We start from the raw sequence: 22133 nt of genomic DNA on the forward strand, positions 1-22133 counted from the left end.
TCACGATCGTCGACCGTGCTGGAATGATAAAGCTCACACATGGCGCCTATGGCGACGAGGAGCAACGTCACTTCGGCTGATGCATGTCGCGCACAAGCATGCCCCTCGGGCCTGACCCAGTGCCTTACCCGAGGGTGTGCAGCGGTTTTGCGACATGCATGAAACAACAACCTGAAGCGCGTCGCATGAGGCCGGTCAAACGCGACGCGCTCCGCCTGATTGTCCGATATCGGACATATGCTTGAAGGCCGCCGCGTGTTAGACGAAAGTCGTATTCTTGGCAGGGAGGAACTGTTGATGAGCCACACTTTTCACACAGTCACCGTTGAAGGCGCGACAGAGGCCTATGTCCTTTCCAGAGGCAAGGCTCGGTATCTCTCGATCGCGCAGGCGATCCGCGCCATTCGAACACTCATGCCTGCCTGCAGGGCCACCAACCACGAGTTGGAGGAGATGCTGGCGGCAGCATGCGTCGTGCACGGCGTGCCCGTCGCTTTCGACGCCAAAACAGCCGATAGCCCAGAACCACGGCTCCATTCGTAGGCCGGAAATGTCCGCGCCGCTGCAGAAGCCAAATTCATTGGATGTTCGGCAGGCGATTGTCCGCTATCATGTCGACAATCCGAGCGTTTCGATCTTCGAGGTGACCATCGCCGTGAGGGAGATGTTTCCACACTGCGAACTCACGGATTGGCAAATTGGCGATCTCATTGCGCGAAGCGCCATCGATGCGGGATTTGTGGTCGATTTCGATGCGGTCCCCTAGACGCGTCTGGGTAGCAGCATAGTGGCGTTCCGCATTCGCCTCGATCTCGCCGCGGACCAGGCTGGTAGCGCACATCGTTCCGGGGTCGCAGGTTTCCCGAGCGGACTTGCGCGTCGCCGGCCTGTCGAGCGCGGCCGATTCTGGATCAATCCTGAGCGGGAGCCTGCTATAATCCCGTATGGCCGCTCGCATAGTGGTTATCCTGGCGCTGCTTTCCGCCTTCGCCTACGGCTTCGCAAAACTCGTGGAACGTTATGGCGACGCCGGCGACAGGCCCTCTGCGTGTGAAAAATGGCCACAGCCTGATTGTCCAGTCCCAAACGCGCCGCCTCAAGAAGAGACCAGGCCTTGAGCGGGCGTTCGCGGGCGCCGCCAAACATCGGCGTCGATAGGCCGTGGCAGCCGGTTCGCGCACCGCCGGTGGAACAAGAATTGCTCCGCATCGTTGAGATGACTATGCAACCCGCCGCGGCAGCAATCAAGCACCGCAGCTGAAGGTTGCTTGGAGGCTATTATGGGAAAGCAACTTACATTGGCTGCGGCAGGCATGCTTCTGCTCGTCGGTGTCAGCGCCGCTGCCGCTCAGGACGTCATTATTCAACCCGAGCATGACACCGTGATCCGCGAATACGTGAAAAAGAAACCGGTGGCATCACTCAGCCTTCCTGGCGTCGAACTCAACATCGGCACAGCTTTGCCCGAAACAGTCGAACTTTACGAGGTGCCGGACGTTCAGTACCGCTACGTCGTCATCGATGGCCGAACTGTCCTGGTCGATCCAGGTACCCGCAAGATTGTGAAGGTCTACGACTGACGTGACCCCACGCTGAAGCCCGTCGTGCCGAAAGGCGCGGCGGGCTGGCGCTTTCCCGATATGCCGATGGCAGAGATAGAAGGTGCAATATCGCGCTGGAACAGTCATGCAACGGCGTGAATTGCGAAACGCGTAAAATCCCGACAGACACCGGCGAGCAAACTCCCGCGAACAGTTCCGAATATATTGGAAGATGCTGATTTTTATCGATGCTGGTGATTGCCGGCTTCCCTCACCACCTTGACCTCCACCGTCATGCCGAGAAAGCTCGACGCGCTGCCGCAGTAGCTTCCCGAAAGTGGGATGGCTTGCCCAGGATGCCTGGCCACAGCCACCCGGATCAGATCCCGGTTGCCGACAATGCCGTTGGTGGGATCGAACTCGACCCAACCCGCGCCAGGCAAATAGACCTGGCACCAGGCATGCGTCGACCCGCCGCCGACGACAGAACCGCTGTCGCGGTTCGGCACATAGACATAGCCGGTCACAAAACGGGCGGCAAAACCGAGCGAACGAACCGCTTCCATCATGAACAGCGCAAAATCCCGGCATGTGCCTCGTCGCAGATGCAAGGTCATCAGAGGCGGTTGCGTCCCTGATTCAGATCGACGCGAATAAACAAAGCTCTCGTGGATGGCGTAGCAAAGCGTCATCAGCAATTTGCCGGTCTCGGTGCGCCCTTTGGCGCTCACGAACTGTCGTGCCCATTTGCCGATCTCATCGCCATCATCGAGGTGATGGCGCTCGATGGTTTGGCTGAGGTCGGTTGCCTCGTCGGGATCATAGGAAAATGGATAGCTGAGTGCTGTGTCATCGATACGGAAATCGGGCGCATGCTGCGGCGTGGGATCGAGCCGAATGTCTGTCACGAAACGCAGTTCGTCGCCCGAGCCGTTGAAATCGATTACAGCAACGCAGTTTCCGAAAACGTCGTGGATCCAGCCAATCTCTTTCGGCTCGGGGTCGACTAACAGGGCGTGATCCAGAAGTCGCTGATCGAAACTGTCGCGCGGCCTGAACATCAGCCGGTGCTCGCCGAACGTCACCGGCTGCGTATAGCGATAGACGGTCGTGTGCTTGACTGAAAAGATCGGCATTGGCTTGCGTCGACCACCTGCGATATCAGCGCCATCATATAATCTTTTTTGATGTGCAGCGGACAAAATGGAGCTGCCCCTCAAGACGGCCGTATCAGGCGGACTGATGAACAGATCGGCGCGGCTAGCGCCGAATTGATCATCCATGCTGGCCCGCTGTTCTAGGTTCTGTCGGCAGCATGGCCGCGAAAAAAGCAGCGGACTTGCGCCGCAGGCCTTTTGCAATCTCTAATTGGTAGACTCTCTCAAGACCGGGGAAGTTAATCCTTGCGCCGCGGAGGGGCCAAGGCGAGGAACGTCGCAAACGGGAGGAAGCAATGAATGAAGACTACGAACTGGCCATAGACCACGACAAGCCTTACGAAATAACTGCTTTCGCTAAAAAGCACGGCCTTACGACAAGGGCTGCCGAGCTGATCCTTTTCGCCTATAGCCCGTCCCGAGCGGCGTGCGATACTGCCGCAACGGCTTTCCTCACCGCCGTCGCCGTGCAAGCCAAGAGATAATCGGCGCGCTAGCCGATCGTGACATCGGGGCGTCGCGGCGATCGTATTTTGATGCTGGCGGGACAACGCCCCTCTGTCCTGCCGGACATCTCCCCCACAAGGGGGGAGATTGGCAATGTCACTGTGGGCGCCCTCTTTGCGACGTCGGAGATTGGCGAAAGCGGTCCCGACATCCGATTTCCCCCCAAGTGGGGGAGATGTCCGGCAGGACAGAGGGGGGCGCCTCCCTCCGCCATCAACGGTTCTGCACCGTCGTGACGCTCTGAGGTAACGGCATGGATCCTAGGGTCTGCGCCGCGTCGCTTCGCTCCTTGCTTCGCCCTAGCTAGGACGACGAAGGCGCGCCGATCGACGGCGCAGCCTGGATATTGAAGACTCAGGTGAGGCTTCTGGACCAGTCGTCTACCTGGCGCTCTGCCTCTTCCTTGGCGATTCCATACCGCTCCTGAATGCGTCCTGCGAGTTGGTCACGATTGCCCTCGATGCGATCAAGGTCATCGTCGGTAAGGTCGCCCCATTGCTCCTTGGCCTGGCCTTTGAACTGCATCCATTTTCCCTTGATTTGATCCCAGTTCATGAATTCCTCCTTTGTTGTCTAGAGGAAATGCAACTGGACACCACATGTTCCCAAACAGCGGATCGCCATGACGATTATTGCCGATGACGATTGTCATTGGCGACGCGGCAAACACGCCGCCGGCCGGAGCCAGCGGGGCGAATTGGAGCAGGACGGGAACGATCCGCGTCTTGAAAATCACACTCGCCGGAAAGGTCCCTCAGCCGGATCAGCTGGCGCGCGCCAAGGCTATCGATATGACGTTGTCTGCATCCGCCCCCGGCAGATCGAACAGCATCGGAAGTTGGCGGGTCATGGCCATTTCAACGATCAACTCTTCGATGGAAGCTGTCGGCAGATCGGTCTCGAGACTATTCGAGATCATCGAGGCAAGCTTGTGGACTGGCACTGGTGCCGACTTCGCACGGTCGTCGAGCAACCTGCTGATTTCGATGACAACGTCTGCGTCAATGCTCTTTGGCAATTCGCGCATGGCTTTTCATCCCTGCCCCTATCATGCGCGTGCCTGAGGGCTGAGTCTCGACAAATCAACGTATGGACTTAACCAGATACGTGCTTCGACCCGATTGCTTTGGCCGGGCGCTCGGGCCTGCGGCGAAAAAGCGAACTGCATTGGTGTCGCATGCGGCAACGAATTCGCCCGTTTTGCGTTGGCCAATCGTACATCGTGAGCAAACGTGACCAAAGGAGAGTAAGCATGACAGCCGACGCGGCGAAGCTCTATCCCCGCCACCGGGATCGGATCTCCGGCAGCGAAGCTTATATGGTAAGGCATTTTGCCCGACAGAACGGCATCACCCCAGAGCAAGTCCATCAGTTGATCAAGAGATATGGAAGCAACCGCGCCAGGCTGGTGGCTGCGGCGAAGGAGCTTCGCGCGTCGCTCCGACCGGATGTCCCCAAGGCCATGCTCGCCTCGGGGCGCCGCGCCGGGCGTCTCAGCGCCAGTGTTGATGCTGGAAATGGCTTAGGGACGCAGTGAGCGGACTGCGGAAAACAATCTAGCCGACGACTTCGTTTTAGACTTTTCGATCCTGGCCGCCGTCGCCGGCTTCTGTTTGCGATTTACTTGCTTCAATGGTCGCCTCCAGGTCGGACCGGCTGCCATATCGAACCGAGTAGGCTCGTGTAAATTCGGCGCCCAACAGAAAGATCTCGGACGAATAGAAGACCCACAGCAGCACGACGAGCAGTGCACCGGCTGCCCCGTATGACGAAGCGATGGCGCTGGTCCCGATATACCAGCCGATCAGTGACTTGCCGATCGTGAAGAGAAACGCCGTCGCTACGGCGCCGACGCCTACGTCGCGCCATTGCAGCGCGCGGTCGGGCAGTATCTTGTAGATTGCCGCAAACAACAGGGCGATCATGGCAAACGACACGATCCCGTTGATTGCGCTCAGGATGAGGGTGCCAAAGGGCAGATATGCGTTGATGATATCGCCAAGCGCCGAAATTGCAGCGCTCACGACGAGGGATACCAGCAGCAGAAAGCCAAGCGCCGCGACGAGACCCAGGCTGGCAGCGCGCGCCCGGACGAGCCGTGAAATCGATGTGCCAACCGGTTTGACTTTCCAGATCTCGTTCAGGGCAACCTGCATTTCGCCGAAGACGCCGGATGCGGCAACCAACAGCGTGACGAGCCCCAAAATGCTGGCAAGAGTTCCCGCCTCTTTTTGTGACGCGTTCTCGATTGTCGCTTGCAAAAGCTCGGCGCTCTGCGGACCCATCAGGCCCGCCAGCTGGGCCGAAAGCGCCAGTTGTGCGGCATCGTTTCCGAAGGCCATGCCTGCGATGGCGACAACGATGAGCAGGATCGGCGCAAGCGAGGTCGTGGCATAAAACGCCATCGCTGCGCCGTGGCTCAAGGCATTGTCATTGATGAAGCCGACAATGCTCTCCTTAAGGAGCGTCCAGCCCTCTTTCGCCACATCCCACATGTTTGCCTCGCCTGCTTCTCAAGCAAATAGAGGCAGTGCCGCGGCGGACCAGACCGTGGCAGGTCGCAAACCTCTATAGGATTGGGAGCTGGAGGTCGCTCGGCAGCGACCGCTCACAGTCCCTTTCAGGCTCAGTCGAAGAACCAAATCCTCTGTGCAGAGCAATCAGGTGACGGATCCCGGCTTGTTTGGCGCGACCTGCCCCGCGGCTCTTCTTGTGAGACCATCCTGCGTCGGGAAGGCCGCGAATGCCGCGATGGCCAGATAGACCGGAATCCCCAATTCGAGGATTTCCTCGAACACTGTCGAGGTATCGTTCCGGGCAAGATGGATGCCGAGAAATGTGAGATTTGACGGCGCCCCGTCGATGACCTTCGAAAGGATGGCGCAACCGATAGCGGCGGCAATGGCAACGGCAGTCGCTTCGCCGTGGCGGAGCCCGTGCACAAAGCTACGGAGGCCGTCTTTGAGGAGAAAATAGAAGGCAACGGCGAGGGCGATAACGACCGTCGCGCCGATCAGCTTTTCCAACAGCGGAACGTCAGGCGAAATGTAGAGGGTGGTCTTGGTGATGTTGTGGGTGGTGAAATGCGCATGGAAATCCAGCTCGCGCAGGCACATCGCGATCGAGATGGCAACGAGATACCAGCGCTTGAGCAGCTCCCGATAGGACATTTCCCGCACAAGCGTCGCCACGACGATCAGGTAACCGGCGGCCGAGAAGACTTCGATGGGACCGCCCTCGCTGAGGTAGAACTTCCTGATATCTTCGGGAAGAAAGGCGAGCGGCAGGGCGATCAGAAAGACGAGCACCAGCAGCGCAAGGCCCATTTGAATGAAATAGTGGCCCTTGCCGTAACCGATCTTTCTTTCATCCCATGCCATATGTGTCTCGCCCATCTGTCTTGTGCCGGTTCTCTATTAATCGTGATTTCACTCAATTTGAAAGACTGGACCGTTGTCAAGTTGCCGCTTCGTAATGCCCGGCCACCTGCCGGTGCCCTGACGGCGTAAGCGCGGCGAACCTGACGGGGCAAAGTCCGGCGTTGGCTGTACTGTCCAGACGTGTCTTTGCAGCCATCAGCGAGACGACCCGTTCGCTCACGCCACTGACCAGCCGCCATCCCGCGGCCGCGGTGTTAACGAATCAATCGGCGCCCCACCGCCTGTTGCGTAAAGGCGCTGTTGGACGCTCTCACGATCCGACCAACGGAACTGTGACAGTTGTCGCATAATTGATCGGATATTGGTCGAAGTACGGGAACTCGATCACGAAAGCATATCTGGCCGTGAGATGCGCCATGCGGAAGCCGCCGCTGGGAGGGTCGATTGCTATCGTCACATCGACATCTTTCAATCCCAAACCCAGCAATTTTTCTGTGGCTATGGCCTCTATTTCGGCCTCGGTCAGCGAGTTCTTCATCTGCAGCGCCCGCGAGGACGTCTCCAGCGTATAGCGAACGCTGGACATGGCATTCAGAGCCCAGCCGAATGCGAAGATACCGAACAAAAGTATTATTAGAAAAGGTGCGATCAGCGCGAATTCCAACGCAGCTCCGCCTGATCCATTACGCGAGAATGCTCTCCATTTAGCGGACACGAATCACCTGTTGATGACTGAGTTCGCGCGAGAAGGAAAACACGCCAAAACTGAAGGGCGGGAACCAGGTGGCCGTCGCTTGTATTTCAACGAAGACCGAGGGAACTTTCAAATCGTCGCACAGCATCGATGGATCGGCCACGGTGCTCCCACACATGTATTTGCGCGCCAATATAACCTGCGCGTCCTCGGGGCGGTTTTCCCAGCTCGAAAGGCCAACGGCTTGGGTGGCCGCGTCGTTGGCTGCTCCTTGCATCACAAGATTTGCTGCCGTTTTGACGCCTGCACGCATCGACAACGAGCTTGATACGAAAGACCAGCCGTTGATGACGCCAAGAAGTACCAGGCAAAGGATCGGCACAACCAGTGCAAACTCCACCGCAGCAACACCCGAATCGCTCCGGAAAATTCGGACTGGTCGCCGTTTCACGAAGATTACTCGACAAGCCGAACGGACTGCGTCGCCGGAATCTCTCGCATCCCGAGGCTCGTGCAATCCTGGTTGATGCTTGTGTTCCCAGACCACTGCACGGTCCTGGCGACGACCTGTGTGCAACCACTTTTGCCCGAGAAATTGCCGAGGTAATCGACCTCCTGTGTTGGAAAATACAGGGCGCCTGTCAAAAGCGAATCCGCCGTGCCATTAAACGTGTTCGATCCCGCCAGGTTTGCTCTGTCGCCGTAAAACAGCACACCCGAATAGGTGCCTGACGTCGGTGCGCTAAGCTTGACAGTGGCCGTGCCGTTCATGCTGACGCCGGAGGTGCCGGCCAGATAGATGATAACTCCTTCGCCGGAAATATTTGCATTCGAGCTCGCTTTGAAATCGCCTCCCTGAATGACGTATACCCCGGGCGAGAGCGTTACATTGCCGCTCAAGGTCAGTCCCTTGCAGTATGTTCCAGGTTGCAAGGTCGACTGATTGCTGTTTTGACAGGGGTTCGTGGCCGGTGGCGCCGGCAGGTCGGCAAAAGGATCGGCAGCGGGCAACGCCTGGGTTATCGGGCTGGCGCAAACGGTCGTCACCACGTTGCTCAACGAAACACCGCCTGCCGATATTAGGCAATCGGTATCAAGGCTGGCCGATCCCTGAAGTTTGATGGCATCCGAAGCCATCGAATTCGACATTACGGAGCAGCCAATCAGTTTTGTGGTCGAACTGCCGGAAAAGAGTGCCGCTTTCGAAGCGGAAGGACTGAGCGCCAAAATGCAGGCTTTTGAAGCATCCGTGATAAGAGCCACCGCCCTTGACTGCGCGACAACCGCATTTTGCGTGAATATCGATGTAAAAAATCGATCGAGGTTCTGATGAACGATGACCTCGACCGCTTTTTTTGCGACATTCGGTCCGGACGATGGAGGCGTGAAGACCTCGATTGTGCCGGTCGATGGTCCCCAGCCGTTCGTGGTCGCTGACAGCGACGCGGCCGAGACAATCGTTGGCTTGTCGGATCCCCGAACTTTCTCCAAAGCGCCGGCATAGGCTGCCGCATCCGCCACCGCCTGTAGCTTCAGGCTGCTATAATACCAATAGGAAGTTTCGACACCGAGGCCCGCTCCGCCGACAACAATCGGCAAAGATAGGGCAAAAATAGTAGCAACGTTGCCGCTCTCGCCGATTCGTCGCAGACAGCTGAAAGAACGCCTGAAGGTACCGCCACTCAATCCCATTTTCTTATTCAAGCAAAGATGCATAAAGGAATGACTAAGAATTTCACTCGATTTGTTAGCTGCGCTCCTCGCCATCCGCCGACACTGAGCCAGCTTCTTCCTTTTCCCGGGGTCATGCGCAACAAATTGCCGACGGCTGCCGGTTTCGTTGGCAAAAGGTTACCGTTCCCTGCTATTCCCCCTCAAATCAAAAGCAGTGGACTTGCGCATGACCAATGTCGCCCTGACCGGGCTTGCCAGCGATCTCGCCAAGCGCGCCGCGGAAGGCCGTCCGGTGCGCATCGGCGTCATCGGCTCCGGCGAGATGGGCACCGACCTGGTGACGCAAGGCATGCTGATGCAGGGCATTTCGGTGTGCGCCGTCTCGACCCGCCGCCCGCACACGGCGCGTGATGCCGTCCGCATCGCCTATGGCGACGAGGCGAGGGCACGGGAGGCCGATACGCCGTCGAAAGTCAGCGAGGCGATCGAGAGCGGAAAAATCGCCATCACCTCGAACGAGATGCTGGTCACCAATCCGCTCATCGACGTCGTCATCGACGCCACCGGCAAACCCGGCGTCGCCGCCGATTTCGACCTGATGGCGATGGAGCACGGCAAGCATCTGGTGATGATGAACGTCGAGGCCGACGTCACCATCGGCTGCTATCTGAAGCAGCAGGCCGACCGGCTCGGCGTCGTCTATTCGGTCGGCGCCGGCGACGAGCCGTCAAGCTGCATGGAACTGATCGAGTTCGCCGCAGCACTCGGCTACACCATCGTCTCGGCCGGTAAGGGCAAGAACAACCCGCTCAACCACGACGCGGTGCCCGACGACTATCGCGCGGAAGCGCTGCGCCGCAACATGAACCCGCGCATGCTGGTCGAGTTCGTCGACGGCTCGAAGACCATGGTCGAGATGTGCGCCATCGCCAACGCCACCGGGCTGGTGCCCGACATTGCCGGCATGCACGGTCCCAAGGCCGACCGCGATGAATTGGCCAAGGTGCTCATCCCGCGCGCCGACGGCGGCATCCTGTCGAGGAAGGGCGTCGTCGACTACACCATCGGCAAAGGCGTGGCGCCCGGCGTGTTCGTCATCGTCGAGGCGACGCATCCGCGCATCATCGAGCGCATGGACGATCTGCATATCGGCCATGGACCCTATTACAGCTTCTTCCGGCCCTATCATCTGACCTCGCTGGAAGTGCCGCTCACCGCCGCGCGCATCGCGCTCTATGGCAAGCCGGACATGGTGCCGCTGCCGAGGCCAGTTGCCGAGGTCTGCGCCGTGGCCAAGCGCGATCTGGCGGCGGGAGAGAAATTCGACGCCATCGGCGAGACCTGCTACCGCTCCTGGACGATGACTGTCGAGGAGGCCCGCGCCAACCGCGCCGTGCCGGTCGGCCTGCTCGAAGGCGGCAGGGCGCTGAGGCCGGTCAGCAAGGGCGAGCTGCTGACATCAGCCAATGCCGCGCCCGACCCGACCACCAGGCTGTTCGCCTTGCGCCGGCTGCAGGACGAGATGCTGTACGGGGCGGGGTAATGCGCAGAATTTTGATGCCGGCGGGACAGCGCGCCCCTCTGTCCTGCCCTCTTTGCCAAAACTTGGGATCTCCCCCACTTGGGGGAGATTGGCAGCTTCTGGCGGCCACTCACCACTGCGATGTTGGAGATAGGCGAAAGCCGGCGTGACGTCCGATCTCCCCCCAAGTGGGGGAGATGTCCGGCAGGACAGAGGGGGGCGCGAAGGATCGTTACGGAACGTTTGTTATTGCAACTGATCGTCGACCTTCGCCGCCGGCGACTCGCAAAGCCGCCGCTACTTCCCCAACTCGATCGACCGCAGCCGCGCCGCCTCCACCGCTTCGGTGAGCAGTTTTGTCAGCCGGTCCTCGCCCATCAGCACGGCAAGCGCGGCCGCCGTTGTGCCGTTGGGGCTGGTCACCTGCTGGCGCAACACGCCCGGATCTTCGCCGCTTTCGGCGGCGAGCGAGGCGGCGCCATAGACCGTCTGCACGGCCAGCAGCCTGGCGGTTTTGGCTCGCAACCCGGCCGTCTCGGCAGCCACCGCCAGTGCTTCGATGAAATGGAAGACATAGGCCGGGCCAGACCCTGACACCGCCGTCACCGCGTCCATCAGGCCCTCGTCGTCGACATCGGTCACTTCACCGCTCGCCGAAAGCAGATCAGCAACGAAACGTTTCGTATCGATGGAGACCAGCCGGTTGGAAAACACCACCATCATGCCCTTGCCGATCGCCGCCGCCGTGTTGGGCATGCAGCGCACGACCGGCGCGCGATCGCCCAGAATAGCCTCGAAAGTGGCGACCGGCGTTCCGGCGGCGATGCTGAGGAAGGTGGTGCGGCCATCATTGAAGCGCTTGTAGGCGGCGGTCACGTCGCGGATCACTTGCGGCTTCACCGCAATGACGGCGAGGGCCGGCACCGCTTCTGCCGGAATGCCGCCGGCATCCGCGGCAGCACTGCAGCCCAGCGCTTCGGCGCGCTTGCGCAAATCGGCATTGGGCTCGACCACGAAAACCGCCGCCGCGGCGAGCTTGCCCGATTTCAGCCAGCCGGAAAGCATGGCGTAGCCCATATTGCCGCAACCGGCGAGGACAAGCTTGATCGTCATTGGAGCCTCCGCAGAGCATCGGACCCAAAAGTGGGTACCGGTTTTGGCAAAATCCGATGCTCAAACCAAAAGATGGCTTCCCATAGACGTTCGTGGCGGGGCGGGGAAGCCCTGTTGGGACGGAGGATCAGGACGGACCACGAACCGCCATCGGCCGCAGCGACACTTGCCTCAGTCCGAACATGCCGAACACGAAGAACAGCCAGACCGGGTCGGCGCGATGGAAGAAGAAGCTTTCAAGGAAGGCGTTCAGCGCTGCGAACAGTACCACCATCATGAAGAAGTCCCCCAGATAGATGTTCTCCTTGCGCAAGGGAATGCGCATGTAATCGCGCAGCGGCGCGACAAGGAACGTGTAGACCGCCACGCACAAAGCCGGGATGCCCATCAGCACCGCGATGTCGAGATAGCCGTTATGGCCGTGCACGATGGTTCTGATGTCCCAGGCGCGGTCGAAAGGCTGGTCCTGGTTCAACAGCAGCGGCGTGCCCCAGAAGCTCTCGAAGCCATAGCCGGTCCACGGCCGCTTCGCCAGCATCTCGCCGGCGAACTCCCAAAGAGTCGTGCGCCCGGTGTAGGTCAGGTCGGGGAAATAGAGTGCAGCCAGATGCTTCACCGGCGGCAGGAAGACGATGCCCAGCGTGCCGATCGCCGCGGCGATGATGGCCAGCGCGAACAGGATCGGCGTGCCAAGCCGCATGCCGATCAGGCTTGGCAGCACAACGATCAGGATCGAAAACGGCACCAGTCCGGCCGTCGTCTTGGAACCGGTGTGCAGCATGAAGATCATCGCTGCGCAAAAGATCGATGCGCCCCAGAGCCGCTGTCCGCGCCGGTAGAGGTACAGCCCGGCGAAGCTGAAGCAGGCCGTGACGGGCCCGGCGATGTTCTTGTGGGTGAACACGCCGCGCCACAGGCCGGCATGTTCCGGCTCCAGCGACGCGGCGGTGTGCAGCGCCTCGTTTGGAAAGACGATGAGCCCGATATAGGACAGGCCCATGATGACGACGATGGTGAAGATGATGACTTTCGAGAAAGCTTCGGCGTCGCGCGGCAGCGCCAGGATCGTCACCATTGTCAAAATGCCGATCAGCGTGAAGAAGGCGGCGCGCATGGCCGACGGCGGATCGGTTGCCATCACCACAGAGAACATCAGGAAAGCCAGCATCAGCAGCCAGGACGGGCTGAGCAGCGAACGCACCACGCGCGGGTCGGCGAAAGCTACGAGCGAGAAGACCGAGATGGCGCCAAGCGAGCCGAAGCCGAGCTGGTTGACGATGTCGCCGCCATCGCCGGTCGTTGCGGCGCCGGCCGGCTGGAACGGACGGAACGACACCAGGATGACGGTGAACAGCAGCGCGGCGACCGCGGTCGCGACACCGTCGCGTGTGAAGGCCGCGCTAAGCGGCGCGCGTTCAGTTCTTCTCAGGCTGCCGGTATTGCTCATTGGCGTATCCGAATTCGGCAAGCACGCGCCCGACAGCGACATGGATTGGGTATAAGGCCGTCGCCAACGACCCCGTCCGCGCCAGCCTGGCCGCGCCGCGAAACGGCGAGACGGCAAGCAGCGCCAGGCTCTTCAAGAAAACCCTGGTGCCGGCGAACGGCGTGCCGGCCCGCTTCTTCTTCTCGACCAGTGTCGAGATGACGCCGTTGCGCAGGCTGCGGGCACGGATCCAGTCGGCCTCGATGCGCCGGGCCGGAACTGTTTCATGCACTTGCGCTTCGGCGCACCAGCCAAGCACAAAACCTGTTTGTGCCGCCCGGCTCAGGAAATCGGAATCGCCGCCGCCCATGAAGTTGAATTTCAGGTCGAGGAAGGGCGGCCCCATGGCGGTGAGCACGTTGCGGCCGACCAGCAAATTGCCGGAGGAATACAGCGCGGGTACCCGCCCGGTCTGCCGATAAGGTGGCGCAAAGACCGGGTGCTCGGCCCATTTGGCATGGGCCGCGTTGGGAAACACAGGCATTTGCGGACCACCGACAATGTCGGCACCGATCGTCTCGGCCGCCTGGCACATGCGCTCGAGCCACTGGGGATCGGCGATCTCGTCGTCGTCGATGACCAGCAGGTGGCTGAAGTCAGGAAAGTGAAGGATCGCCGTCTGCCAGCCGGCATTGTAGGCGCTGCAATTGCCGCGCTCATGCGCGACGATCACCATGCCCGGAATGGCGCCGCGCTCGAACAGCGGCAGCGCCGCCTTGGCGCCGGCGCGCGCCTCGGCTTCGTTCTCGATGACGATGATTGCGAAGCGTCTGTCGGTTTCCTGGGCCTGGAGCGAAGCAAGCGTCGCCAGCAGTTGCTCGGGCCGTTTGAAGGTCGGCAGCGTAACGACCGCCTCGACGGCAGCGGCGACAAGTCCCGGCGACCGCCCTGCGATCGATACCGATCCGTCCGATGGCAAAGGGATCATCCGTGTCCAGCCCGGGATGGTGAGTTTGGCTCTCGATAGCATCGCGGTGATAACGTTTCGTTAATCACCTTCGCGGACAAGCCGGCAAATCGGCAACGCCGGGCCACCAGATAGCTTCACTTAATCAAGGCTTCACCGCGCCTTGCTAACCAATCAGCGCTGGAAGGTGAGATGCATCTGCTGTTCGCCACATCGATCGTGCCCGACGGGGCCCTTGCCTCGGGCTACGAGATCGCCAATGCCGCGATCATCGCCGCGTTGCGGCGTGCCGGCGCGCGGGTCACGGTGATCGGCTTCACCTGGCCGGGCAAGCCTGCGAGCGATCCGCAAAACACCATCGTACTCGGCGCCGTCGATGTGCGCACGGAAACCGCCTCATCGCTGCAAAAGCTCGCCTGGGTTGCAAGGGCGATGCTCTCCGGCCTCACTTTCGCGTCGGTCAAGCTGCGCGTGGTCAACGACAGCGAGGTCCGCGCCGCCGTCAAACGCGCCGGCCCTTTCGACGGCTACGTCTTGAATTCCGTGCAGTTCGCCGGCGCCTTCGAAAGGCTTTTCGGCGACCGGCGGTCGATCTTCGTCGCCCACAATGTCGAGCATCGTTCGGCGCGTGAGAACGCCGCTGCCGCCGGCGGCCTTTTCCAGCGCCTGCTGTTTCGCCGTGAGGCAAGGCTGCTCAAGACTGTGGAAGAACGGCTCTGCCGCCGGGCACGCTTCGTCTTCACGCTGGCCGAGGAAGATCGCTCAGCGCTCGGCGTCGCCTCCGACGACCGTTCGGCGGTGCTGCCGCTGGTGACCTGCGCCGAGCCGCCGGTGCAAAAAACCCCGCGCCGCATCGACTGCGACGCGGCGCTGATCGGCACCTGGACCTGGCAGCCGAACCGCATCGGCCTCGACTGGTTCCTGGAAAAGGTAGTGCCGCATCTCAGGCCCGATTTCCGGGTCAGGATTGCCGGCGGCATGCCGTCCGGCCTCGCGTCCGCGCATCCCGGCGTCGAATTCGTCGGCCGCGTGCCGGACGCGCAGGCTTTCGTGCGCAGCGCCGCCGTCATCCCGCTGATCAGCACCTCCGGCAGCGGCGTGCAGCTCAAGACCATCGAAACCTTCGAGCTCGGCCTGCCTTCCGTCGCCACCAGCCATTCGCTGCGCGGCATCGACCATCGCCCGGTCAATTGCGTGGTGACCGATGATCCGGTCGCCTTCGCCGGCGCCCTTGAAGCAGCAGTGGCCGATGTCGGGGACGTCGACGGCAGCGCTTTCCACCGCCGGCAGCTGAAGGCGCTCGATGCCGCAATCAGGCTCGGCCTGGAAAAGCTCGGGCCTGTCGGCCAGGAGATGTTTGCATGAATGTGCACAACGCCCGCGCCGTTTTCGGGGCCGACAGCTTGAAATCGATCCTGGGCATCCCGGTCCTTGCCATCCGCTGGGACGATGCGGTCGCGCACCTGACCCGGTTGATTGCAGAGCGGCGCTTCACCAAGGTCACCTTTCTCAACGCGCACAACGCCAATGTCGCCTATACGGACCCGGTCGTTGCCGAGGCGCTCGACGATTTTCTCATCCTGCCGGACGGCGTCGGCGTCGATCTGGCGGCGAAACTGCTTTACGGAGCATCGTTTCCGGACAATCTCAACGGCACCGATTTCATCCCTGCCTTCCTGCAGGCGTCCGCCAGGCCGCTGACCGTGGGGCTGCTCGGCGCGACCCGTGTCAACGCCGAGGCGGCGTCGAAGAAGCTGGCAGCGCTCGCGTTGCAGCACCGGTTCGTCGTCATCCATGACGGTTATTTCTCTCCCGCCGAGGAGCCGGCAATCGTCGATCGCATCGCCAGATTGCGGCCGGACGTGCTGCTTGTCGCCATGGGCGTGCCGCGCCAGGAATTATGGATCGCGCGCCACATCGACGCGCGCCACTGCACGCTGCCGATCGCCGTCGGCGCGCTGCTCGATTTCCTGAGCGGCACGGTGCCGCGGGCGCCGCTGTGGATGCGTCGGCTCAGGCTCGAATGGCTGTTTCGGTTGTGCATCGAACCGGGCCGTCTCTGGCGCCGCTATGTGGTCGGCAATCCCCTGTTCCTGTCGCGCGTCATCGGCCAGAAATTCTTGCGCAGGCCCGCTGCTGCCAAAACTCGCCCCAGAGCAAGCCCCGGAGCAGATCATTGAACAACCGGTTCGTGCCGCGCCCTGACACCGAGGCCGATTTCCTCCGCCGGACGCCGACGGCGGCGGTCGTGACGGCAAGCTATGCGCCGGATTTGGAGCGCTGCCGCCTGCTGTGCGACACAATCGACCGCTACGTTTCCGGCGTGGCGCACCACTATATTCTTGTCGAGCATCGTGACGTGGCGCTGTTTCGTCAGTTGGAGAACAATCGCCGCACCATCGTCGACGAGCGGGACCTGTTGCCGCGCTGGCTGCATGCCTTCGACGATCCGCTCAGCCTGTTCCGCCGGCGCATCTGGCTCAGCCTGAAGACCAAACCGCTGCGCGGCTGGCATGTGCAGCAGCTTCGCCGCATCGCGATATCGGCGCATACCGGCGAAGACGTGCTGGTCTTCTGCGATTCCGACGTGGCGTTCCTAAAACCTTTCGACTGCAGCGGCTTCTGGCGCGATGGCAAGGTGCGGCTGTTCCGCCGCGACGGCGTGCTGTCCGGTGACGGTCATGAGGAGCATCGCATCTGGTCGCGCAATGCCGGTTCGGCGCTTGGCATCGAGCCATCGGAGGTTTCGACCCACGACTACATTTCGACGCTGATTGCCTGGCGCCGCGAAACCGTGACGGCGCTGTGCGCGCGGATCGAGAAGATCCATGGCCGCAACTGGGTCGAAGTCATCGGTGCGGCGCGCAAATTCTCCGAATGCATGATCTACGGCCGCTATGTCGACGACGTGCTCGATGGCGCCGGCCATTTCCATGACTCGGAGGCGTTCTGCCGCGTCCACTGGACGGGCGAGGCGCTGTCGGATGACGAGTTCCGCCGTTTCGTCGCCGCCATGGCGCCGCAACAGGTGGCCATCGGCATGCAGTCCTTCATCGGCACCGATGTCGGCCGCATCCGCCGCCTGATCGGGCTCGATTAGTGCTGGGTAAAAGCGCGATTACCTCGACCCGGTTCTGCATGACAATGCCGGGACCGAACCCCAAAGTATTTAAGCATCACGGCTGCTCATGGCTCTTCGAGAACCTTGACCGAGACTAGCAATTGCCGCCGCCCTTACACATCCGCTTAAAGTCCAGAGTCTACGCTGATCGTTCCATTCCTTGTGTTTCATTGTCAGGGCGATCGGGCGTGAAAGACTTACGGGCGATTTCGGGACAGGCGGCCAAGGCTTTGGATTCTGCGCTCATGACTCCTCACAGTAGAGGACTAAGCTCAAAGCCCGTTTGATCTGAGTATTGCCGGGGGGACGCGCTGCGCGGGTCCTGCAGAGAGGAAGGCCGAGATGCCCAACGCGAATGCGGTTCCAAAAACCGCAATGCAAAGATTTCTCGACGCAGTCGAAAGAGTGGGGAACATGGTTCCTCATCCGGTCGTCATTTTCCTGATCCTGATTGCAATCGTCATCGTCTTGTCGGCGCTCCTGAGCGCCTTCGGCGCCGCGGTGACGTTCGAACGCATCAATGCGGATACGCATGAGATTGAAACGGCGACCACCGAGATCCGTAGCCTGCTGAGCATTGAAGGCATACGCTTTCTGTATGCCTCGCTCATTCCCAACTTCATGAGCTTCACTGCGGTCGGGCTGATGATCGCAGCAATGGTCGGCGCCGGCGTGGCGGAGGAATCCGGCCTCGTTACCGCGCTGATCCGAAAGCTCGTGGTCGTGTCACCGGCCTGGGCCCTGACCTATATCCTCGCCTTCGTCGGCATCATCGCCAGCGTTGCCGCCGACGCGGGTTATCTGGTCCTGATTCCGCTGGCCGGTATCGCTTATCTCGCAGTCGGGCGTCACCCGCTTGCCGGTCTCGCTTTGGGTTTCGCCGCGGTGGCAGGTGCCTTTACAGTCAATATGCTTATCAAGCCGCTTGATGCAGTGCTGGTCGAATTCACGAACGATGCGGCGCATCTCGTCGACCCCAACAGATCGATCGGCTTGGCCTCGAATGTCTGGTTCTCCATAGCATCCGTGCTATTTCTGACGGTGATCATCGCATTCATCTCCGACCGCATGATCGAACCGCGGCTCGGGGTTTATAAGCCCGAGAAGTCCGGGGATGGAACGGTTCCCGATCAGAGTGCAGGACTGTCCGAAAGAGAATCCCGCGGATTGCGCTATGCCTTATACGGGCTGATCGGCCTGATCCTCGTCTTTTGTTTCTTGACACTGCCGTCTTGGGCGCCGCTACGAAACCCCGAAACCGGCGAGCTGATCGGCAACTCGCCCTTCATGAACGGCCTGATCGCGCTGATCATGCTGATCTTCCTGGTGACTGGCTGGTCGTATGGCATCGGCGCCGGCACGCTGCGCACCCTGACCGAGGTCATCGGCGCGATTGAAAAGTCGATCAAGAACCTAGGCGGGACGATCTTTCTGTTCTTCGTGCTCAGCCAGTTCGTCGCTTACTTTACCTACACCAACATGGGAACGGTGATGGCGTTGAGCCTGTCGGGTGCGCTGCAAGCTGCAAACATAGGCGCATTGCCCCTTCTGCTCGGCTTCATCCTCGTGGTCGCGATCATCGATCTGCTGTTGACTGGAGCAATCGCGAAATGGGCGATCTTCGCTCCGGTCTTCGTACCTTTGCTGATGAAACTGGGCGTCGAGCCGGAAGCTGTTTTGGCGGCTTATCGTGTCGGTGACTCACCGATGAACGCGATTACCCCGCTCAATGCCTATTTTGCTCTCGTAGTTGGATTTGCCCAAAAATACGACAAATCCGCAGGCGTTGGCACGATCGTATCGCTGATGCTTCCCTACGTCCTGTGGATGTACGTCCTGTGGACGGCACTCTTCGCGGGCTGGCAGGCGTTTGGCCTCCCATGGGGCCTGTAATGGCTGATCCAGCACGATGCGAAACAGCACTCAAACCGTGGAGGAGGTAAGATGAGCGAAGTTCCGATTCCCCTCGATGTCGCTGCCGCCGAAGAGCACCTGATGCGGTTCCTTTCGATCGAAGGTGTGACCGGATACGAGGCCAATATCGCGGCGGCTGTCAGTGACGCACTGAAGGCCGTTGGCGTGTCAGCTTCGGCAATCCGCTTCGATGACGCCAATACCCGCATTGCGTTGCCAACCGAAACTGGCAATCTGATCGTAGATCTGCCTGGAACGCGCAGCGCACCAAGGCTGCTTTTCTCCACCCATCTTGACACAGTTCCGCTGTGCGCCGGGGCGAAGCCCCGAAGGGAAGGCGATCGCATCGTCTCCGACGGCACAACAGCACTCGGAGGCGACGCTCGTACCGGTGTGGCGCTTCTGGTTGTGCTTGCCGAAACGCTCATCAGGCACAAGCTGCCGCATCCGCCGATCACGCTGCTTTTCACGGTACGGGAAGAGAGCGGGCTTCACGGGGCGCGCGAGTTGAACCCCGCCGATCTCGGTGGCCCGGTCATGTGCATCAATGTCGATGGGCAGCTCGCCTCCGATCTGATCATCGGCGCGGTCGGACAGGAAAACTGGGAAGTCGAGATCAAGGGCCGCGCGTCCCACGCTGGCGTGGCGCCCGAAAAGGGCATATCGGCGACGCTGGTAGGAGCGATCGCCTTGACTGAGGCGCGGCAGGCAGGCTGGTTCGGCAAGGTTGTGAAACCCGACGGCCGGGGAACCAGCAATGTCGGCATTTTCGGCGGGAGGGATGGAAAGCCTGCGGGCGATGCAACCAATGTCGTCACCGACTACGCATCCATCAAGGGAGAGGCTCGCAGCCCCGAGGCAGCTTTCGCAACGAAGATCGCCAAGGGTTACGCAGATGCCTTCGGCAAGGCGAAGGGGCAGGTCAGAGATCATGAGGGCCAGACGGCAGAAGTAACGTTCAGCCACCAGACCTCCTACCCTCCTTTCAAACTCGCAGAGAACAGCCCGGTCGTGACGCGCGCCATCAAGGCGTTGAAGATGCTGGGTATCGAGGCCAGCTGTCTCTTCTCCAATGGCGGGCTGGATGCAAATTGGCTCGACAAACATGGCATCCCTACCATCACCATCGGTGCGGGCCAGGCCGAGATCCATACCATCAAGGAATACGTGAACCTTGCCGAATACGAGAAGGGCTGCCGCCTGGGCGTACTTATGGCGACACTGGAAGAGTAGCAGTCATGCCGCGGGTCGGCCGTAGGGCCGGCGAGGAACCAAGCGATTGAGCCCCATAGCGTACACTGCCACCATCATCGCAGCCGTCGTCGTCCTGTTCGTCTGGAACCGGCTGCCAGTCGTCGTTGTCGCGATGGCGACGGCCACCGCGTTGTGGGCAACCGGCGTCCTGACGATTGATCAGGCGCTCGGCGGCTTCGGTGATCCCGCGGTGATCTTCATAGCCTCCCTCTTCATCGTCAGCGCCGGCCTCGACGTGACGGGCGTCACCGCATGGGCCGGGCAACTTCTGATCCGTGGCGCAGGCGAAGAGAGCCGCGCCCGCCTGCTGCTGCTGACGATGAGTATGGTCGCGCTCCTTACGGCGCTGATCAGTGTCAATGGCGCCGTGGCTGCACTCCTGCCAGTGGTGGTCGTCATCGCCGTCCGCCTGAAGCGAAGTTCGGCCCAGCTGCTCCTGCCTCTCGTTTTTTCCGCGCATGCCGGCTCAAAGTTGGCTCTGACGGGATCGCCAGTGAACGTGTTGGTGTCGAACGCGGGCAGCGACGCCGGCGTGGGCAGCTTCGGTTTCTTCGAATTCGCGCTTGTAGGCTTGCCGCTGCTGGCAGGAACGATGGCCATCATCATAGTGTTCGGAAAACGGCTGTTGCCCGAACGCAACGGCGCGACCATGCCTGCCGACTTCAGCCGCCATGCGAAGACGCTCGTCGAGCAATACGGCCTTGCCAGCGGCGTCTACCAAATGCGCGTGCGCGCAAGTTCGCCGTTTATCGGCATGCCCGCGTCTGCGATCGAGTTGGGCACCTATCCCGACCTGCAAGTCGTCGCCGTTCAGGAGGGTGAAACGGCCAGCCCGCTTCGCAGACCTGTTATCGCCGAGGGGGATCACCTGCTGCTGCGGGGCGACGCCGAGTCGGCCGCTGCGTTCGCTGCCGACAAACACCTCGCATTTAGCGAGTCGGCGGCGCCAGGGCAGGGAGAGGAGACGCTGTTCAACCGCAGCTCGGGCCTCGCCGAGGTGGTTATCCCGCCACGCTCCGGCCTTATTGGCCAGAACGTTTTCCCGGGCATGGTCACCGAGAGCGGCGACCTGATCGTCCTTGCCGTGCAGCGCGCCGGCGCAGAGGTGGTCGCAACCAACGCAACACGAGATGCAGGAGGTATCGTGCTGCAGGCCGGGGACACGATGCTCCTGCAGGGAACGTGGAAAGCTCTCGATCACCGCCTCAAGGATCCGGATGTCCTGGTCGTCAATTCGCCCGAACTGGTGCGTCGTCAGGCGGTGCCGATGGGGCCGGGTGCCCGCCAGGCCGTTGCCATTCTGATCGCGATGGTCGTGCTCCTCGCCACGGGCATCACCCCGCCAGCGGTAGCCGGCCTGCTCGCCGCCGGAGCGATCGTCCTGTCGGGGATCATGAGTGTCGATCAGTCCTACCGAGCCATCGATTGGACGACCGTGATCCTTGTCGGCGCGATGATGCCGCTGTCCACCGCCATGGTCGAGACAGGCGCCGCGAAACTGATGGCAGAGCATCTGGTGTCGCTGGTCGGCGACGCCGGTCCCATTGCCCTGCTCGCCGGCCTGTTCGTGCTGACTGCCATAATGGGGCAGCTCATCAGCAACACCGCGACTGCTCTCATCGTCATCCCGATCGGGGTCGCAGCCGCGCTAACCATGGGTATTTCGCCCCGTCCCGTGCTCATGAGCACCGCCGTGGCGGCGGCCGCAGCATTCCTGACGCCGATCGCAACCCCACGAACCTGATGGTCATGGGTCCCGGCGGTTACGCTTTCGGTGACTACTGGAAGCTTGGTCTACCGCTCATGCTCTGGTTCTTTGTCGTGGCCGTGCTCATAGTGCCGATGATCTGGAGCTTCTGAATT

The 22133-nt window shown here is 61.1% G+C and carries 22 protein-coding genes and 1 pseudogene; 12 read left to right on the top strand and 11 right to left on the bottom strand.

Features of this window, described 5'->3' with window-relative positions:
* Window positions 1-297: 297 nt before the first annotated feature.
* The 3 genes from AC0L3D_RS25665 (at window position 298) to AC0L3D_RS25675 (ending at window position 1580) form a co-directional block, all read left to right on the top strand.
* Window positions 298-543, top strand: a complete 246-nt coding sequence (locus AC0L3D_RS25665; RefSeq protein ID WP_023800263.1) for a hypothetical protein — start codon at window positions 298-300, stop codon at window positions 541-543.
* A gap of 7 nt (window positions 544-550) precedes the next feature.
* Window positions 551-766 (top strand): hypothetical protein, encoded by a 216-nt coding sequence (locus AC0L3D_RS25670; RefSeq protein WP_473646244.1) that lies wholly within the window; start codon window positions 551-553, stop codon window positions 764-766.
* A 514-nt stretch (window positions 767-1280) separates the two neighbouring features.
* Entirely contained in the window at window positions 1281-1580 is a 300-nt protein-coding gene (locus AC0L3D_RS25675) for a DUF1236 domain-containing protein (RefSeq protein WP_023800265.1), read from the top strand.
* A 203-nt stretch (window positions 1581-1783) separates the two neighbouring features.
* On the opposite strand, the gene AC0L3D_RS25680 is transcribed toward AC0L3D_RS25675, so the two are convergent.
* On the bottom strand, window positions 1784-2677 hold the full coding sequence (locus tag AC0L3D_RS25680; RefSeq protein WP_473646246.1) for a transglutaminase family protein: 894 nt from the start codon (window positions 2675-2677) through the stop codon (window positions 1784-1786).
* Between the two features lie 317 nt (window positions 2678-2994).
* Here AC0L3D_RS25680 and AC0L3D_RS25685 point away from each other — a divergent pair, with 317 nt between their 5' ends.
* Window positions 2995-3183, top strand: coding sequence for a hypothetical protein (locus AC0L3D_RS25685; RefSeq protein WP_473630599.1), 189 nt, complete (start codon window positions 2995-2997; stop codon window positions 3181-3183).
* Between the two features lie 376 nt (window positions 3184-3559).
* Here the strand turns inward: AC0L3D_RS25685 and AC0L3D_RS25690 are convergent, their stop codons facing one another.
* Both AC0L3D_RS25690 and AC0L3D_RS25695 read right to left on the bottom strand, forming a co-directional pair.
* Entirely contained in the window at window positions 3560-3760 is a 201-nt protein-coding gene (locus tag AC0L3D_RS25690; RefSeq protein WP_023800267.1) for a CsbD family protein, read from the bottom strand.
* Window positions 3761-3968: 208 nt separating this feature from the next.
* The gene (locus AC0L3D_RS25695) at window positions 3969-4232 is read right to left on the bottom strand and encodes a hypothetical protein (RefSeq protein ID WP_027155567.1); all 264 of its coding nucleotides are present in this window, start codon (window positions 4230-4232) and stop codon (window positions 3969-3971) included.
* Window positions 4233-4457: 225 nt separating this feature from the next.
* Here AC0L3D_RS25695 and AC0L3D_RS25700 point away from each other — a divergent pair, with 225 nt between their 5' ends.
* Complete coding sequence (locus tag AC0L3D_RS25700; protein WP_473629059.1) at window positions 4458-4742, top strand: DUF3606 domain-containing protein; 285 nt, start codon at window positions 4458-4460, stop codon at window positions 4740-4742.
* A 37-nt stretch (window positions 4743-4779) separates the two neighbouring features.
* Here the strand turns inward: AC0L3D_RS25700 and AC0L3D_RS25705 are convergent, their stop codons facing one another.
* The 5 genes from AC0L3D_RS25705 to AC0L3D_RS25725 all read right to left on the bottom strand — a co-directional run bounded on the left by AC0L3D_RS25705 (window position 4780) and on the right by AC0L3D_RS25725 (window position 8983).
* Window positions 4780-5700: a YihY/virulence factor BrkB family protein gene (locus AC0L3D_RS25705; RefSeq protein WP_023800270.1), complete on the bottom strand. Its 921-nt coding sequence runs from the start codon at window positions 5698-5700 to the stop codon at window positions 4780-4782.
* 165 nt (window positions 5701-5865) lie between these two features.
* Complete coding sequence (locus AC0L3D_RS25710; RefSeq protein ID WP_473629058.1) at window positions 5866-6585, bottom strand: hypothetical protein; 720 nt, start codon at window positions 6583-6585, stop codon at window positions 5866-5868.
* Window positions 6586-6895: 310 nt separating this feature from the next.
* Entirely contained in the window at window positions 6896-7249 is a 354-nt protein-coding gene (locus tag AC0L3D_RS25715) for a TadE/TadG family type IV pilus assembly protein (RefSeq protein ID WP_287067486.1), read from the bottom strand.
* A 40-nt stretch (window positions 7250-7289) separates the two neighbouring features.
* Window positions 7290-7679, bottom strand: a complete 390-nt coding sequence (locus tag AC0L3D_RS25720) for a TadE/TadG family type IV pilus assembly protein (RefSeq protein WP_287067487.1) — start codon at window positions 7677-7679, stop codon at window positions 7290-7292.
* Between the two features lie 56 nt (window positions 7680-7735).
* Window positions 7736-8983, bottom strand: a complete 1248-nt coding sequence (locus AC0L3D_RS25725; protein WP_287067489.1) for a pilus assembly protein TadG-related protein — start codon at window positions 8981-8983, stop codon at window positions 7736-7738.
* A gap of 196 nt (window positions 8984-9179) precedes the next feature.
* Here AC0L3D_RS25725 and AC0L3D_RS25730 point away from each other — a divergent pair, with 196 nt between their 5' ends.
* Entirely contained in the window at window positions 9180-10496 is a 1317-nt protein-coding gene (locus tag AC0L3D_RS25730) for an NAD(P)H-dependent oxidoreductase (RefSeq protein WP_473629057.1), read from the top strand.
* Between the two features lie 276 nt (window positions 10497-10772).
* Here AC0L3D_RS25730 and proC read toward each other — a convergent pair whose 3' ends face one another.
* The 3 genes from proC to AC0L3D_RS25745 all read right to left on the bottom strand — a co-directional run bounded on the left by proC (window position 10773) and on the right by AC0L3D_RS25745 (window position 14002).
* Window positions 10773-11588 carry a pyrroline-5-carboxylate reductase gene (proC, locus tag AC0L3D_RS25735; RefSeq protein ID WP_473629056.1) on the bottom strand — a complete coding sequence of 272 codons (816 nt, stop codon included), beginning with the start codon at window positions 11586-11588 and terminating at the stop codon, window positions 10773-10775.
* A 127-nt stretch (window positions 11589-11715) separates the two neighbouring features.
* The gene (locus AC0L3D_RS25740; protein WP_473646248.1) at window positions 11716-13035 is read right to left on the bottom strand and encodes an O-antigen ligase family protein; all 1320 of its coding nucleotides are present in this window, start codon (window positions 13033-13035) and stop codon (window positions 11716-11718) included.
* The gene (locus AC0L3D_RS25745) at window positions 13004-14002 is read right to left on the bottom strand and encodes a glycosyltransferase family 2 protein (protein ID WP_473629054.1); all 999 of its coding nucleotides are present in this window, start codon (window positions 14000-14002) and stop codon (window positions 13004-13006) included. The genes AC0L3D_RS25740 and AC0L3D_RS25745 overlap by 32 nt, the downstream gene beginning before the upstream one ends.
* Window positions 14003-14173: 171 nt before the next feature.
* Here AC0L3D_RS25745 and AC0L3D_RS25750 point away from each other — a divergent pair, with 171 nt between their 5' ends.
* The 6 genes and pseudogenes from AC0L3D_RS25750 to AC0L3D_RS25775 all read left to right on the top strand — a co-directional run bounded on the left by AC0L3D_RS25750 (window position 14174) and on the right by AC0L3D_RS25775 (window position 22130).
* Window positions 14174-15346, top strand: a complete 1173-nt coding sequence (locus AC0L3D_RS25750; RefSeq protein ID WP_473629053.1) for a glycosyltransferase — start codon at window positions 14174-14176, stop codon at window positions 15344-15346.
* On the top strand, window positions 15343-16161 hold the full coding sequence (locus AC0L3D_RS25755; RefSeq protein ID WP_473629052.1) for a WecB/TagA/CpsF family glycosyltransferase: 819 nt from the start codon (window positions 15343-15345) through the stop codon (window positions 16159-16161). The genes AC0L3D_RS25750 and AC0L3D_RS25755 overlap by 4 nt, the downstream gene beginning before the upstream one ends.
* Window positions 16158-17081 (top strand): DUF6492 family protein, encoded by a 924-nt coding sequence (locus tag AC0L3D_RS25760; RefSeq protein ID WP_473629051.1) that lies wholly within the window; start codon window positions 16158-16160, stop codon window positions 17079-17081. The genes AC0L3D_RS25755 and AC0L3D_RS25760 overlap by 4 nt, the downstream gene beginning before the upstream one ends.
* Before the next feature lie 363 nt (window positions 17082-17444).
* Complete coding sequence (locus tag AC0L3D_RS25765) at window positions 17445-18995, top strand: AbgT family transporter (protein ID WP_473629050.1); 1551 nt, start codon at window positions 17445-17447, stop codon at window positions 18993-18995.
* Between the two features lie 51 nt (window positions 18996-19046).
* The gene (locus AC0L3D_RS25770; protein WP_473629049.1) at window positions 19047-20249 is read left to right on the top strand and encodes a M20/M25/M40 family metallo-hydrolase; all 1203 of its coding nucleotides are present in this window, start codon (window positions 19047-19049) and stop codon (window positions 20247-20249) included.
* Between the two features lie 46 nt (window positions 20250-20295).
* Window positions 20296-22130, top strand: a pseudogene (locus AC0L3D_RS25775) (SLC13 family permease).
* The last annotated feature ends 3 nt before the right edge of the window (window positions 22131-22133 follow it).

The sequence above is a fragment of the Mesorhizobium sp. WSM4837 genome, assembly GCF_055811435.1.